This window comes from Streptococcus sp. IsoGale021 (assembly GCF_031142795.1).
GTDB lineage: Bacteria > Bacillota > Bacilli > Lactobacillales > Streptococcaceae > Streptococcus > Streptococcus hominis.
In genome coordinates, this window is record NZ_JAKZJH010000001.1 from 160,826 (window position 1) to 177,287 (window position 16,462).

Below are 16,462 nucleotides of genomic sequence, written 5' to 3' on the forward strand. Positions count from 1 at the left end.
CTATCTTCCAACGAACTAACAAAAACTATCCTTTTAATTTTTGCGAATTACAGAGATAAACAAAGCCCAACTTTCATTTTTTAAGAAAATTGACAATAAAATATAAATAATTCCCCCCAGAAAAATCTGAATTATAAGAGTGGCTAATGAACTAAAACTACTAATACTCCCAAGAAAATATACCATTCCTCCCATGATTACAGATAAAGCAACATTTTTTAAAAAATCACCAAAAATTTCCAAATATCCATAGTTCAACAATCGGGATGAATAATATGAGTAAATTAGTAAGGCTAAAAATTCTATGATAATCTCTGATACCGCAATATAGATAACACCAAATCTAATTGTAATCATGAGGATAAATAGAGCCAATATTCGAACAGGGATATCCATTTTCAAAACAACATCTGACCTACCAATAGATTTTATTGCTTGTAAAATAGCAGTTTGAGAAGCTCTAATTAACAAACAGATACAAATTATTCTGATATAAGGAACAGCTGGAAGCCACTTATTTGTCATAACAACCGAAACAATCTGTTCAGCACACACGAAAAATCCCACTAATATTGGACTCATTATATATGAGCTTACTTGAGCAGTCCTTCTAGCTAATAACTTTATTCTTGTCAAATCTTCTTGTTCTCTTGACATAACTGGAAACATTGTTTTACTAACAGCCGTATCAACATTCGTAACTATTAAATTAGGGTATTGATTCCCCTTAGTATAATAAGCCAAGTCAGTCGGAGAATAAAATCCTCCAATTAATAAACTACGGATATTTGCATATATAGTATTAAATAAGGTTTGAACAAATATCTTTACTCCAAAATCAAAAAGGATTTTTAATCTGGTAAAAGAGAACTGGAATGTTGGTCTCCATCCTACAGAAAACCATAATACTACACTTATAGTTATAACATTTGATAAATCTTGAGCAACTAAAGCCCATACACCGAAATTAGTGTATGCCATTATCACTCCTATACCCCCTGATACAATTGTTGCAGTTACTGTAGAGATAAAAAATTTTTTAAATAACATATTTCTAGAAACATAAGCTTGTTGTACCGAATTTAGAGCTGACAGAGGGATTTTTAAGGCTAGTATTTTCAAAACTAGTTCAAGCTGAGGTAAACTATAAAACGTTGCTAACATAGGGGAAATGGCAACTACTCCAATGTAAAGCAAGAACCCCAATAAGATACTAAAATATAAAACAGTTGAATAATCAATCTGTTCAACATCTTCTTGCTGAATCAATGATGCACTAAAACCACTCGTCATGAACACATTTAAGATTGTAATTATAACAGTGACAACTGATACCACACCATAATCTTCTGGCGCTAATAGTCTAGTTAAAATTACAGTAACTATTACAGAAACAATCTGTGACATAAATCTCTCTGAAAGTGTCCAAAAAAGTCCTTTAATTACATTTTTTTTAGAGTTCTTCATTTTAAAATAATCCTTTTAAATTGAACATTATCGTCCATGGTAATAATTGTTTTCTCAACAACTAACGGAAGAATAACTATCATTTGCAACAATAAATGATTAGTAACCTCAGTATAACCAGCTATAATGTATGCAAATAAACCAAAAGAATATACACGAGCAATGGGACTATTCCAGAAATATTCTAATTTCCAAAAAGCAATGTAGTAAATAACAAGTGTAATTATTATTAAAATAATTCCTCCCTGAAATCCAAGATTTAATAATTGATTATGTGCATGTGTAGCACCCTTCCAAATATAATTACCAAAATTACCTAGAATTTCCGCAACTTGATCTGATTGTAACTTGCCATATCCTCTAAAAATACTAATATGATTTATAGCATTTTTCCAAATTGTAGTTCTATTTGTAAAAGTTAAATTTTTCCCTAGAATGCTTTCTACAATAGGAGCTAAAAATTTTACATTATTTAAAATTACAATTACAAACTGAATCACCATGGATATACAAAAACTAATGGTCGGTCTAAACACACGATTAAAATATGGTAAGACGGCTAAGCACAATACAATAGTGGAAGAAACTATAAGAGTTGATGAAGTCTGAAATAATTGTGTAACAAAAATTCCAACTATCAAACATAACCAACGCATACTTTTTCTCTTATAAAATCTGTATATCAAAGCAATTATTAAACCCGGTAGCAACCAACTAATAAAACTATTTCGTGAACCAAGAAACCATTCATAAGTTGCTCCATAAGCGACATTAGAACGACTAAATAACCTTTCTGGAAATAATATTAAAGAACCTAAATTAATATAGATACATAATTCAAAGTGTAGCATAAGTGCCTCTAATAGCGAAATAAAATCATCACTATATAGTTCTATTAAAAGAACTAAGGTACCTAACATTATAAAATTAAGAAATTCTGACTCAATTTGACCATTATTCAGAATAGTAAAAACAAGTACTATTAACTCACCTACTAATACTAAAATCTGAGAGATAGATAAAGTTTTTTTTCGTTTTATAAAATATATAAAAATGAATAGTGCGGTAATAAGCTTCAAAATATTATAAAGGATTCCCTCATGAGGCAAAATAGAAATATAAGTAGGTTCAAAAAATATAATTAATGCCAAAAAAGCAATCAAAACATTCTTTTGAATTTTTATCATACAATAAAACCTACATAATCTTTCTAATAACTCTTGCCGGAGAGCCAACTACTACACTAAATTCTGGTATATCTTTAGTTACAACAGAATTCGCACCAATTACCGTACCACGACCAATTGTCACATCCGGCATTATACTTACATTTCGACCAATCCAAACATTATCTTCTACAATAACTGGTCCTTTACTCCAAATTTCTCTCTCTGCTGGTGGTATATTACAATCGTTCTTTGAGCTTCTTCCATGAAAATTATCAGTTATAAATACATTATCGCCAATTAGTACATTATTCCCAATAATAATTTTATTGACACAAGTTATATAACAGTTATCCCCAAATGAAGTATAATTTCCAACCAATAAGTTTGGGGTATAACAAGTTTTTTTCCCCCTATAACTTTCCCAAGTATGTAATTTTAAAAATTTTCTGGCAATAACACCGTTTCCGAGAGTTATAAATTTTGAACCTTTAAATTCATAGAACGGACCAATTGACACATGTGAACCCACTTTTTTTAACTTTCTTTTATTTATCAACCAAGAAAGTTTATTAAAAATAATTATCGGATGAAACACTTTCAATATATATTCTTTCATAAATATACCTTATAATTCTAAACGATTAAAAAAACTATTGGTTAATTTTGGATTTCCTTTATGAGACCATGAAAGTTTTTGAGGAATTTTTTTCAATTGTTTTAAGGAGTAAATATTAAAATCTTTATCATATAGTTTTGGTAATAAGAACATATCTGCACAAACAAACTTCGTTTTTGATAAAACTTCGTTATCAATTTTATTAATTTTACATATAATAAATAATGCATCAATAAAGAAATAAAATGGAAATTTTCCGTATGATAAATAGTATTCTTCAAACAAATTATTCATAACAGTTACAAAATAACCTCCCTTTCTTGAGGCTATAAAATAACCCGACCAAGAACATACTTCGTTTTTATATTCTAAGAAATTCGCACTTGAGGTAAATGATATAGTAGCAAATGACTTATCCTTTAGTTCTTCAAAAATATCAAATTTTTCTAAAAATAGAATTGTTGCGTCAATCCAAGCACCACCATTATTTTTTAAAAGATTAAATCTCAAAATATCAGAAAATGTTTGAATTGAAATGTCTCCTTTATAAAAACCTTTAAGTATTTCTGAATGAATATCTGTATAATCTCCAAAATTATACTTAGAAATCTCAATAACATTTGAATCAGGATTATATTTCTTTACTGACTCTAAACATTTTCTTACAATATTTGGGGCACCTGAAAACCCATCCCACCAAAATACAAAAATATTCTTAGGTAAAAATGTATCTTCTATTGATACACTTTTTCCAATATATTTTTCCAAAAAAGGAAATACCTCTTGTTCGACGATAGGAAGTTTATTTATTAAATCCTTGCGTGCTTCTCTTCTATCTTTTCTATATTCGGCAAGCCTACAAGCTTTATAAAAGCCTAACTTTTTAATATCTTGCATCCTATTAGGAACCTCTCTTAAAAAAAATTTAGCTAGAAATTTAATATTACTTAATATAGAAAAACAGAATGTATATTGGCTCCCTGTCAATACTTTTCGTGAATTTAGTTCAATTTTTTTAATTTTATCCAAACAACCTATAATCATTTGATTCAGGGCTTTTTGGTAAAGTGAATCTTTTTTTAAGTATTTAAACAATTCATCAAAAGATTTATTTATCACTTTTTTCTTTTTCTGGAACAAATTCTCAATTAAGAAAAAATAGAGTGCTAAAGCTTGATTTTCACTGATATTAGATATCTGTTTTATCTTATTATATGCAATCTTACTTTTTTGTATTCCTACTATAATATCATTTGAATTCATCATTGAATTTTGATTTCCAACATTATAAAAATAGGAATTTGGATATTTAATAACTTTTACTTTTTTACTCCTATTTAAAACAAGTGAGGTAAATATTGTATCTTCACCTAAGCTAATGTCTTTACAAGTTTCAAAATCATTTACAACCTCTTGTACTAATTCAGTTTTATATAATTTATTCCATCTAGAAATAAAAATCTTATTTGACACAGCTATATTTCCAGATTCATAAATAAAATTACGAGTCAGTTCCTCCAATTTTTCACCAGTATATATATCTGTTTTATATAAATAACATGGCGTTAAGGTTCCCAAATTATCCAAATAATATCCCATAGAAATAATATCAATATCTTCTGTCAATTCATTGATAAAATTTTCTATAAAATCACAATCAACTCTATCGTCTGGATCAAGAAATGCGACATAATTACCCGTAGACTTTTTGATCCCAGCAATTGTTGCATCAACCAAACCACCATTAGTTTTTTCTATTACTTTAATCCGATTGTCACTTAAGCTGTAATTTTTAATAAGTGTTCCACTCGAATCAGTAGAACCATCATTTACAAGAATAATTTCTATATTAGTGTATGATTGTGATAATAATGATGGTATTGAAATATCAAGATATTTTTCTTGATTATAAATGGGAACAATAATTGAAATTTTCACTTCTTTATTCATCGTCTTCTAATTCTTCCCTAAGTACTTGAATATAGCTTTTTCCATAAGTAGTATCAGGCTCCATATAAGCTCCTTCAGCCCATTCGTTCCAGGAATTTAAGAAAATTATCCTATGTTCAGAATTTCTTTTTTCAACACAACTAATTGCATTTTTTACCGCTATTCTAAATTCTTCAGGAGTATTTTCATAATAGATAACAGCTTTTTTCCCAGAACGTGGAGATCTATCACGACCAGGAATTAACTGAGGATAGATATTTTCTTGAAAGTCCTCTTTCGTATTAAAAGAACGAATAATATCTTTATATTTATACTTCTCAATAAAAACTGATGAAAAATATTTTCTAACTAGGGCATGAAATATTTTTTTTAATTTTCCATTCGCATTCAATTCAGCATATTTCAAAGTATGAGAGTTTACTGCATCAAACCCCATGTTTAATATTTTTTGATATTCTTCCTGAAAGTTATCCTCTACATTTTTTATATTATTAAAACCTAATGTTCCAAGTGGATCAACCTTTGCAATAAAATACATTCCCTGCAAACCATTTTTATACGCCAATTTCTTCCACAAATTAATAAACTCTTTAGGATTTGGTAGATTATTTGGATCCCAAATATAAAACAATGGTTTTCCATCAACCGTAATATACCTTTTATCTTTTAATGCAGGTAAAATTTCATAAAAATGTTTCTTATAGTCTTCAACACCTGGATATTTCTGTTCAAAAATCATTGTGTCGTCTGATTTACTTTTACCTTTATCCCATGTTTTTGTTGTCCAACTATGATTTGCCCAACCTAAACAAAAAGGAAAATCAGGCTCCTTAGATTCTAAAACTTCATTAAAGGGTCGCTCTAGCGTTTGAATACCATTTCCAAACCAATAATGCCAATAGCAAAAACCTTCAATTCCAGCTTCTTTAGCCAACTTAGCCTGTTCTTCACGGATTTCAGGCATTCTTAAATCATAAAATCCCAAATCAGCGGGTATTCGTGGCTGATTATGCCCTCTAAAAAGAGGCTTAGCCTTTGCAACATTAATCCACTCTGTAAAACCCTTTCCCCAAAATTTATCATTTTCTACAGTTGGATGAAATTGAGGTAAGTAAAATGCAATAACCCTTGCTTTCATTTATTATCCTTTACTATTTTTTGGTAATATGTATCTGGTTGATTCTGTTTTTCTTTAGAAAATTTATATGTAAGTTTATGGATTGATGTTTGATAAAAGATTGCACTCAACATATCTTTGTCATAGTTATCAAATAATATTAATAAAAGTATATGAGGTGTTGAACTTGAAACAGGAACAACTTTTTTCCATTCATCATCAAAATTTTCAATCACAAGTTGAAAGAACATGTGAAAAATAAAATAATGAATTGCACTATTATGTTTCTTCCAATACTCATACAACAATTCTTTTGTCATCATTAAAATTGGATTACTTGTCGTAGATGTGATAAGCCAATTGGAAACCGACAAGGGATTACCATCTAACGCTGGTTTCAATTTTTGATACATGAAAAAATCTGAATCAAAAATAAAATCAGGTATATGCTTATCTGATACAAGTACCGTAGCATCAATCCATGTGCCACCATAATTTTCTAAAAGCTCTAAACGGAGTAAATCTGACATATGAGCTTTCCCAATTAGACCTTTATCAATTTTTGTTTGAATATAGTCAGGAAAAGTAACATAATTGCTATAATTATCTTCTGTTAATAGAATAACTTCTCTATCTTTTAAGTTATTAACCAAAGAATTATAGCACACTTTAACTATTTCAGGAGCATTATCTATTCCCTGTAACCACATCACCCAAACTTTATTGGTTGATTTACGATTAATAGAACTATTTAAAATTCTCTGTTTATTTTCAATAATATATGATGTATATTTTTTTCTCAGCTTATTTAAAATTTTATTATCAACTGAATTTCGAACAATTTCTAAAGATTTTTTAGAAAAGCCTTGTGAAAAAATTTGAAAAATTGCAAAGAAGAGAACTCCTGATTTAAAGTATTGCTTTAAAACTCCAAATCCATTTACTTTTTTAAAAATATTAGAAAAAGAATTAATTTTATTATTCATTCTCAGAGACTAAACTTTCTAAACAATAATGCGTCTTTCTACTTTCAACAGGAGGCAACTCCATATAATTTCCATATGTGTATTTCAAATATTCATGATAGTTATCAAATCCAATAAGTTCAATATCCTCAAACTTATATTTTGTTCCTTCACCATACCATTCTTTTGGAACTATCTCACGTGTTCTATAAGCTCCCATGATATTACCTATATAATTAGAATTATCAATATTTTGGTGTGAAAGCAATCTATCAATTTTTTCTTTTTCTTTATATGGATTAATTATTTTGTCAAAAGGAATTTTTTCCATTACCCAAATAAAAGCACTCTCTAATTTTCTACGTTTTCGCTTCCTATCGATTGAATCTTTATAATGCAATGACATTAATGCCCTATGGGTCAATACTCTAAAATAATATATTTTTCTAAGTAATTTATTGTTTGGGGTACCATCAATTGGAAAAATGTCAATTGATGCAAAAGTAAATTTCGAATCATTTCCAATACGTTCTTCAATTACCTTAACATCTGTATTTTGAACTCTCGTAATATAATATTGATATGATGAAGTATTCTTATAGTTAACAATCTGTAAATGACTAGGTAGTTCATCTTCTGCAACTTCCAAAAATTTCTCATAGTCCTTACGAGGCATTCCTAAATCAATATCATCATCCCATGGAATAAAACCGCCATGACGAATCGCACCAAGCATCGTACCACCAAGCATGAAATATTTTAAATCATATTTTTCAAAAACTTTAATGACATTCTTTACTATTTCTAAATCAATTTTATGTAGTTTTTCAATTGGTTCCATGGTTATCCTTTACTTATTCAAATCTTTTTTTATTTGTGTTGTAGAAATTTCAGGTGTACGCGGTAAATAAACAACTTCTACACCTTCTTCTTCTAGAAAGTCAAATTTACCTTTCCAATCATCTCCCATAACAAAAGTATCAATGTGGTACTCACGAACATCAGATTTTTTTGTTCCCAGCTTGTTTCAGGAATTACAAGGTCTACATAACGAACGGCTTCAACTAAGGCTTTACGTTGTTCATAACTAAAATAGCATTTTTTCTGTTTTTCATTCCAATTAAATTCATCTGATGAAATAACAACAATAAGATAATCTCCTAAAGCTTTAGCTCGTTTCAAAAGATTAATGTGCCCATAATGTAAAAGATCAAATGTTCCATAGGTAATAACACGTTTCATTTCATTTCCCCTTTTATTTTTATTATTGTATTTTCAAAAGTAATATCTTTGACCTCAAAAATAATTGAAAATTCAATCTGGTAAATCTCTGATAATTTTAAAGCTACTGGCAAAGCATTAACATCCTCTACAACCATTTGAACTTTATTTAGTGCTTCTTGAACTGAATATCCTTGACCAATAAGTTGACCTACTTTATTATTACGACTATGTTTGCTTGTTGCTGTAACGATTAAATCGCCAATACTAGCAAGTCCCTAAAAAATGCTTCCCCAACATCCTAAACGTTTAATTTCAGACATTCCTCTTGTAATTAACGCTGCCTTAGTAACCAAGTCCAAATTCATGTAGCTAGCACTACAATATTTTTAAGTGTTCCACATAATTCAACACCTTTGACATCATTATGGGTATAAACATGTAGATTTTCTTTCATAAAAATAACTTGTACAAATTTAGCAACATTTTCACAAGCAGAGACTATGGTGGTGGGCAAGTTAAATGCAATATCTTCAGCATATGCTGAATCAAATAAAGCTATAACTTCAATTTTATCATGTTTTCCATTTTCCTTTATTTCAGTTGTTATCACTTCCGATAACATATAGTGAATTTTTCTCAATTCCTTTAGCAACATCAACAATTATTTAATCTTCAGGAATAAATTCTCGAATTTTAGTTACTGTTTCACGTACAAATACAGATGGTACAGCAAACAGAATAATATCTCTATTTGTACAAACTTCTCAATTGATTTTGTAAAAATAATATTGTTTGGGATAGTCATATTAAGCGCTCAATTATTTCGATGCGTTTCTACCAGTTCATCAATTTCTGACAGAATGGTTGCCCAAACAGTTACATTATCATTTAATGAAACTACACGTGCTAAAGCAATCTTCATGTTCCTGCACCAATGGCACCTATTAGAAACAATTAATTAAACTCCTTAAACAATTTTTCATATTTATCAACAATATAATCCCAAGAAAATCTTTCCTTCACTTGCTTTGTTGATATTTCATCCACTTTATTAATTTCTTCTTGTGACAATTTCTCACTTTTTTCAATTACACTATAAAGTTCATCCTTCTTCCAATACATCGCCCCATCTTCTCCGACCTCACGATTAAATCCGACATCAAGCAGAAGATTGAGCTTTGTTGAAGACAGTGCTTCTAACAAAGACGGGTTAGTTCCACCAACTTCATGACCATGGAGGTAAGCAAAAGCATGTTCACGGATATACTTGAGCAACTCTTGGTCATAAACCGTCCCAACAAACTTGACACGTGGGTCTTTGTCAAAACCAGTCTCTTGACGCAGTTTCTCATAAAACTTATTTTGCTCAACATTGGTAATCAAGACAAAATCTTTCTTAGAGTTAGACTTCATAAAGCCACGAATCATGGCTTCATAATTATTTTCTGGGACGAAACGTCCAACTACAAGATAATATTCATTCTCACAGACATTCTTTTCCCCATACCAAGAACGCACTTTTTCATCTGAGAATGTTAGCTGTGATTTAGTTGTGTCAGTCCCATAAGCAATATAAGTTGTATTCGGTTGATAACGAGCGTAATCTTTTTGGATATACTTTTCGATATTCTTACTATCACAAATCAAAAGGTCTGCATGCTTCACCATAAGTCGTTCGGAATATTTCCAATATTTACGAACAGGCAAGCTCCATTTAGCACGCAACCACTCATGTCCATCTGGATTAACCATCAAAGTGCCCCCAAGAGCTTTGATTTTCTTTTTTAGATTTGAAATAAATGGACCAATTCGACAGGCTAAAATGTAAAATACCGGTGCTTCGTCCTTATTTTTCTTTGCTATTTCAATTGCCTTGTTGAGGGCAGCAATATCATAAGCGATTGCACGAGCCGGTCCAATATTCGGAACATCAATGTTAAAGCATGTGGCACCATTATGTTCAAAAATATCTTCTGTGACTCCAGACTTAGCTGAGTTTTCACGCATACAAGCGACATAATATTGAATGTCTTTATCCTTTTGAAACTCTGTTAATTTCTCTACAAAAGTTTCAAAACCGCCATATTTAGCTGGTATTCCTTTAGAACCGATAATATAAACTGTTTTTCCCATTCTCTCTTCCATCATAAATAGAGAGGAGGAAGTAAGACTACTTCGCTCCGTCTTTCATTAACACAACTTTAATTGTTTTAAGTAAGATTTTAATATCTGACCATATGGTCCAACCATCAATATAAGCGACATCCAGCTTGACGACTTCGTTAAAGTCTGTGATGCTACTGCGGCCGCTGATTTGCCATAAGCCAGTAATTCCTGGTTTAAAGCTCAACCTCCGCTTTTGCTCTGGTGTGTATTGCTCATATTCGTCTTTAGTTGGTGGTCGTGTTCCGACAAGACTCATATCGCCTTTAAGGACATTATAAAACTGCGGTAGTTCATCTAGACTAGTTTTCCGAATGAATTTTCCAATAGGCGTAATTCGTGGGTCATCATCCATTTTGAACATCCCACCACTCATGGTATTATGTGCCATCAGCTCTTTTTTGCGCTCTTCAGCATCTACATACATGGAACGAAATTTGTAAAATTTAAAAATCCGACCGTTCTTTCCAACACGTTCTTGAACAAAAATTGCTGGTCCACCATCCTTACGAATCATTGGGACTAGGAAAATAGCTGCAATTCCACATATAAGAAGTCCAAAGAGAGAACCAATGACATCCAAAACTCTTTTGGCAATGATGTGGCTATAATTGTAGAAATTTGTTGAAAAAGTGACCACGCTAAAGCCAGCAATTTCTTGAAGCTTCTTCTCACCAATTTGAAAATCCAAGGCGTTAATATTCACATTAACGGTGATTCCCATATTCTCAAACTGAATAACCAAATCTTCAATGGAATAGTAATCGCTCGGCAAGCTAATAAAAACTTCATCTACAACAGAGCGAGTTGCAAATTCGATGAGACGTTCTCTTGGTATCGTTTGGATTGTCGGATGTTGGTAACGCGAGTTATCAAATACTGAGATTGCTACTATACATTCATTAAATGTGCGCGCTTCGGTTAATTGTTTTAAAATTCTGTCTAGACGATTAGAAACCGTAATGATGAGTACTTTTTTACTGCTTTTTAATCTTGGATGTACTTGTGCATAATATTGCTTGATCAATAGATTAATGCAATAAACACCCAAAGCATTCAACAAGATAAAAAAGATGAGATTGCTACGAGATAATGAAAAGTTGCCTCCCAACATAAAAGAAGAGAATGTGATAATGACTGCATAAAAAGCACTGTATTTCAGTGTCTCGGTAAATTCAATTAAATAGCCACGTTGAAAAAAATGATAGTTATAATTGCTAATATAAAAAGCAACAATATGTAGCAACATTAACATCACAATATCTTTATTAGTTAGACTAAAGTTTGAAATTAAATTTATAATCGTAATCACAACAAAAACTGCAATTAGTTGAATAAAAGCAATTCCTGTTTTTTGCAACTCATTTCTATTTTCAAACATCCCTACTCCTAAATGCTAATCTCTACTTTTTCTTTCCATAATTCCCATAATTGCCATAGTTTCCGTAAGAGCCATATTTTTCTAACTGTGTATCATATTTATTTAGAATAACTCCCAAAAATGGCGTCCCGGTTTGTTCTAATTGTTCTTTTGCCTTTTGCAATGTTTTCCGTTTTACATTTCCTGACTCAACGACTAAAACGCTAGCATCACATTTTTGAGCAATGATAGCCGCATCAATGACCAGTCCAATCGGTGGTGTATCAACAACGATATAATCATAATGGTTTCTGAGAATATCAATCATGATTCCAAAGTTTTTACTTTGCAATAAAGCCGTTGGATTTGGTGAGACTTGTCCAGCTTCAATCACAAATAGATTGTCAATATTTGTTTCGCATAAACCATTTGACAAATCTGTCGCACCAGCTAGATAATCTGTCAGGCCTGTGATTTTATCACGCGTTTTAAAAATTCCTGACATGACAGAGTTACGAATATCTGCGTCAATTAGTAAGGTATTATAGCCTGAACGTGCAAAAGCAATGGCTAGATTTGTAGAAGTCGTTGACTTCCCTTCACCAGACTGTACAGAAGTGACAGCAATGACCTTAATATTATCCCCACTAAGCTGAATATTGGTTCTTAAGGCATTGTAGTATTCTTCTGTTTTCTTTATCGTTTTTTCTTTATTTTTAGCTAATTCTAAACTCGGCATTGTTTTCCTCTCTTATAGTTTATTCATATTTGGCACAACTCCAAGAAGAGTAATTCCCAACGCTTCTTCTACATCTTCTGGCTTTTTCACTCGGTCATCTAACACTTCAACGACAAGAATCACAACTGAGATTAAAACCCCGCCTGCAAGGAAACCAATCAAGGTATTACGTCTAATATTTGGTGAAGAAGGGGAATTAGGTACCTCTGCCTCTTCTAACGTTGTTACATCGGCTACTTTGGTAACAGCAATAATTTTTTCAGCTGCAACTTGGCGTAAACTATTAGCAATACGCGCAGCTTCTTTGGCATCCCCATCTGAAACAGCAATAGACACAATACGCGTATCCGTTGGGACGGTGACATTGATTTTTTTAGCTAATGCGCTTGGTTGTACATTTAACTTCAAGTCATCAATCACTTTTGCTAACACATCTTGAGATAAAATGATTTCTTTGTAGTCTTTTACCAAGTATGTTCCAGCTTGAAGGTCTTGATTGGTAAGAGTAGAGTTTTCATTGGCTTGTCGATTTACAACGTAAATACGAGTTGTACTAGTATAATTCGGTTTTATAATAAAGGTACTATAGCCTAAAGCAACAATAGCCATTGCAAAAGCGGTCACAATGATGAGAAATTTTCGTCTCCACAGGGTCTTAACTAATGATAGAACATCAATTTCCACCGTCTGATTATCTTGATTTTTCATTTCTTCTCCTAAATTAATTCGTCTTTTAATAATATTTCTTGATTTTCGCGAAATAGTGCATCAGCATATGCTTTGCCATACTTTTTAGAGATGATTTGGTACGCTTCTTGCATATAAGGAGGTCGTGGACCTAAATTGTGCATATCACTCGCCACAAAGTGCACTAAATCCTGTTCCATAAAGAATTGTGCCCGCTTCTTCATGAATTTATATTTTTCACCAAATAACTTCGGTTTGAGGACGCTGGAGCTGTTGATTTGCATATAACAACCCATATTAATCAAATCCTGCACTTTTTTCGTTTCATTCTCCAAGCAATGATAACGCTCAATGTGGGCCACAACGGGGGTAATTCCTAAACGGAGCACATTATTTAAAGCGCTGTGGATTTCTCTGTACGGAGTTGTCATACTAAATTCAATTAAAGCATAACTCGTTCCGCCTAAAGTTGGGATGATTTTCTTATCCAATTTTTCTAAAATATCGCTGGTATAATAAATTTCAGCCCCATACAAAATAGTGAGATCGTCTGCTACTTCTTTAGCGATTTGCTGAACCTCATGAAAGTTTGCCGCGATTTTTTCTTCAGGCGTTTCAAACATCCCTTTTCTACGATGAGACGTTGAAACAATCGTTCGAACTCCTTGGCGATAACTTTCTGTCAAAAGATCTCGCGTATCCTGACGTGTATTGGGACCGTCATCCACATCAAACACAATATGCGAATGAATATCAATCAATCTTATTTTCCTTCCATCACTTTCTGAATTGCCACTTTGGCTGCATTCAAGCTATCTTGATTTAACTCCATCATGTAAAGATTGGCATCTGGCATGGCATAAGACGGAAGTCCCGTACGACCTTCTCCCGTAACTGCCTGAGAAGTCACGGTATAACTACCACCAGATTCCAGTTGCGTGTTGATTAGGCTCATCATGGTTTCAAGACTCATATTGGTTTGAACTGAATCTTGTAGTCCTGAAATAATAGCATTGTAATTCTTCAAAGCGCGTGTTGAAGTCAATTTTTTAATAATAGCCGCAATGACCTTTTCTTGGTTTTTACCACGGTCATTATCACCACCACTCAATGAATAGCGTTCTCGCACAAAGCCTAGAGCCTGCTCAGAATTTAGATGAACATCTCCTACGCCAAAATGATAATTCCCGTGCAGACTTGTAAATTCTTGGTCATTATAAACATCAATTCCACCTAGCAGGTCCACCAATTTGAGGAAAGAAGTGAAATTAAGTCGAATGTAATAGTTGGTTTTGATGCCGTAGAGATTTTCCAATGTGTGAATGGACGCTTCCACACCATAAATACCAGCGTGCGTCAATTTATCGTTTTGATTGTTGCCGCCATCAGCAATCGGTACGTAAGCATCACGCGGTGTTGTTGTTAACAACACTTTTTTCGTCTTGCGATTCACCGTCATGATGATATTTACATCCGAGCGAGATACAGACGAAACAGGACCATAGGTATCAATGCCACTAACATAAATATTGAATACATCGTTATTTGTCGTTGGTGATTGAGCATTATCTATTTTTTTACTAATCTTGTAGGTATAGAGTTTCTTAATTTTTGAAGCGTAATCTGGATATTCATTTTCGATCACACTTTCAAAGACGCTATTTAACACCATAACCTTCGCTTCGCCATTCATCAAAGACTTATAAGCCGCTAGATAAGACGAAGACTGATCAACCGTTAGATTGACTTTCTTGGTTTGCGCTAAGTTATCTGTCAATGCTTCAATATTTTTTCCGTCATTCGCTGTCGGAGCGAGGATATTTTTGACCTGACTAATATCTTTGATATCGCTATTTTTCGGTACTACCACACTCATTTCATATTCAGAGTAGTTGGAAGTTGCATTTAGCCCATTAGACAAATCTAGCACTTCTTTAACCGCATACATCGCACCTGAACTTGCCAGAATCGCTAAAATCAGTATAATCGTCGTTGTGACACGCGCTTTGTTTTTAAAAATTAAAAAGCCAGTCCCTAGTGCTACAACTGCTAGCAAGATTGATACCAAAACATTCATGTACCGAAAGGCTAAAATGTTATATCGGAACATTGAAGAAATCAACAATGCTGCTAACAATGCAAAGATGACTAGTAAAGCAATATTTAAGATCCGATTGCTTTTCTTCTTAGAAGAGCGCGATCTTTTTTTGGCCATTTGAAACTCCTATGCAAAAATATCCATTTTATTATCCCTATTATAGCATAAAATAACTGAAAGTTAAACATTCTTTAAGAATTACAAAAACCTTAAATGATAAATGCGTTTTCAATGCGGTTCTTCGCTGTTACATTCCAAACAACAAAAAAGCAGGAACATTCAGTCCTGCCTTGATTCAAATTTATTCTGTTTTATCTCGATTAACTTGTTCAAAACTTTCTGTGCCATCATTCAGTCTATCCCAAATGATCACTTTCCCAGCTTTGAGAGACTTTTGCACATCAATGATTCGTTGATTAGAAGAACCGCGAAATTGCAGCATGAGATTTTTCTTGGCTTTGTCAAACCGTCCATCAACAAGGATATCAATAAGACTCAGCAGTTCCAGCTTATCGGGTGTTTCCAACATCATTTCTTCCCATGTGTAGCCCGTCCAAGACCAAATATCTTTATTTGGCAATTCCTTACGAATCCGCTTAACCAAGGGAATGAGAATACCTGTATTGAGAAAAGGCTCTCCGCCAAGCAAGGTCAAACCTTGAACATAGGGCTCTGCCAAATCTTTCATGATTTGCTCTTCAAGCTCCTGCGTATAAGGAATCCCTGCATTAAAAGACCAAGTTGCTACATTGTAGCAGCCCTCGCAATGGAACATGCAGCCGCTAACATAGAGGGAATTACGCACCCCTTCGCCATCTACAAAATTAAAGGCTTTGTAGTCAATAATGCGACCCTTGCTTAACTCTTCGCTTTTCCACTCACCTGGCTTCGGTGTATTCCATGTCAT

Annotated in this window: 16 protein-coding genes and 1 pseudogene; all 17 read right to left on the reverse strand. The window is 32.6% G+C overall.

Annotation, left to right across the window (positions count from 1 at the left end):
• Positions 1-33: 33 nt before the first annotated feature.
• The 17 genes and pseudogenes from RG565_RS00865 to nrdG all read right to left on the reverse strand — a co-directional run bounded on the left by RG565_RS00865 (position 34) and on the right by nrdG (position 16,462).
• The gene (locus tag RG565_RS00865) at positions 34-1,467 is read right to left on the reverse strand and encodes a lipopolysaccharide biosynthesis protein (RefSeq protein ID WP_247936855.1); all 1,434 of its coding nucleotides are present in this window, start codon (positions 1,465-1,467) and stop codon (positions 34-36) included.
• Entirely contained in the window at positions 1,464-2,654 is a 1,191-nt protein-coding gene (locus tag RG565_RS00870; RefSeq protein WP_247936856.1) for an O-antigen ligase, read from the reverse strand. Before RG565_RS00870 ends, RG565_RS00865 begins: the two co-directional genes overlap by 4 nt.
• Before the next feature lie 10 nt (positions 2,655-2,664).
• Positions 2,665-3,252 (reverse strand): DapH/DapD/GlmU-related protein, encoded by a 588-nt coding sequence (locus RG565_RS00875; RefSeq protein WP_247936857.1) that lies wholly within the window; start codon positions 3,250-3,252, stop codon positions 2,665-2,667.
• Between the two features lie 9 nt (positions 3,253-3,261).
• Positions 3,262-5,202, reverse strand: coding sequence for a capsular polysaccharide synthesis protein (locus RG565_RS00880; RefSeq protein WP_247936858.1), 1,941 nt, complete (start codon positions 5,200-5,202; stop codon positions 3,262-3,264).
• A complete protein-coding gene (locus RG565_RS00885) occupies positions 5,195-6,340 on the reverse strand; it encodes a glycoside hydrolase family 99-like domain-containing protein (protein WP_247936859.1) in 1,146 nt (381 codons plus the stop codon). Before RG565_RS00885 ends, RG565_RS00880 begins: the two co-directional genes overlap by 8 nt.
• On the reverse strand, positions 6,337-7,305 hold the full coding sequence (locus tag RG565_RS00890) for a capsular polysaccharide synthesis protein (RefSeq protein ID WP_247936860.1): 969 nt from the start codon (positions 7,303-7,305) through the stop codon (positions 6,337-6,339). Before RG565_RS00890 ends, RG565_RS00885 begins: the two co-directional genes overlap by 4 nt.
• Positions 7,298-8,125, reverse strand: a complete 828-nt coding sequence (locus tag RG565_RS00895) for a phosphorylcholine transferase LicD (protein ID WP_247936861.1) — start codon at positions 8,123-8,125, stop codon at positions 7,298-7,300. The genes RG565_RS00890 and RG565_RS00895 overlap by 8 nt, the downstream gene beginning before the upstream one ends.
• Positions 8,126-8,134: 9 nt before the next feature.
• A pseudogene (gene tagD, locus RG565_RS00900) lies at positions 8,135-8,526 on the reverse strand (glycerol-3-phosphate cytidylyltransferase).
• Positions 8,523-8,771, reverse strand: a complete 249-nt coding sequence (locus RG565_RS00905; protein WP_308937436.1) for an NAD(P)H-dependent glycerol-3-phosphate dehydrogenase — start codon at positions 8,769-8,771, stop codon at positions 8,523-8,525. The pseudogene tagD and the gene RG565_RS00905 overlap by 4 nt, the downstream one beginning before the upstream one ends.
• Positions 8,772-8,869: 98 nt before the next feature.
• Positions 8,870-9,130 carry a hypothetical protein gene (locus RG565_RS00910; protein ID WP_247936863.1) on the reverse strand — a complete coding sequence of 87 codons (261 nt, stop codon included), beginning with the start codon at positions 9,128-9,130 and terminating at the stop codon, positions 8,870-8,872.
• Positions 9,131-9,462: 332 nt separating this feature from the next.
• Positions 9,463-10,641 (reverse strand): beta 1-4 rhamnosyltransferase Cps2T, encoded by a 1,179-nt coding sequence (gene cps2T, locus RG565_RS00915; RefSeq protein ID WP_247936864.1) that lies wholly within the window; start codon positions 10,639-10,641, stop codon positions 9,463-9,465.
• 37 nt (positions 10,642-10,678) lie between these two features.
• A complete protein-coding gene (locus RG565_RS00920; RefSeq protein WP_247936865.1) occupies positions 10,679-12,052 on the reverse strand; it encodes a sugar transferase in 1,374 nt (457 codons plus the stop codon).
• Positions 12,053-12,074: 22 nt separating this feature from the next.
• Positions 12,075-12,770 carry a tyrosine-protein kinase gene (locus tag RG565_RS00925; RefSeq protein WP_003026604.1) on the reverse strand — a complete coding sequence of 232 codons (696 nt, stop codon included), beginning with the start codon at positions 12,768-12,770 and terminating at the stop codon, positions 12,075-12,077.
• Between the two features lie 12 nt (positions 12,771-12,782).
• On the reverse strand, positions 12,783-13,478 hold the full coding sequence (locus RG565_RS00930) for a Wzz/FepE/Etk N-terminal domain-containing protein (protein ID WP_268732147.1): 696 nt from the start codon (positions 13,476-13,478) through the stop codon (positions 12,783-12,785).
• Between the two features lie 8 nt (positions 13,479-13,486).
• On the reverse strand, positions 13,487-14,218 hold the full coding sequence (gene cps4B / locus RG565_RS00935; RefSeq protein ID WP_268732148.1) for a capsular polysaccharide biosynthesis protein Cps4B: 732 nt from the start codon (positions 14,216-14,218) through the stop codon (positions 13,487-13,489).
• 2 nt (positions 14,219-14,220) lie between these two features.
• A complete protein-coding gene (locus RG565_RS00940; protein WP_268732149.1) occupies positions 14,221-15,672 on the reverse strand; it encodes an LCP family protein in 1,452 nt (483 codons plus the stop codon).
• A 184-nt stretch (positions 15,673-15,856) separates the two neighbouring features.
• Positions 15,857-16,462 carry an anaerobic ribonucleoside-triphosphate reductase activating protein gene (gene nrdG / locus RG565_RS00945; RefSeq protein ID WP_003027750.1) on the reverse strand — a complete coding sequence of 202 codons (606 nt, stop codon included), beginning with the start codon at positions 16,460-16,462 and terminating at the stop codon, positions 15,857-15,859.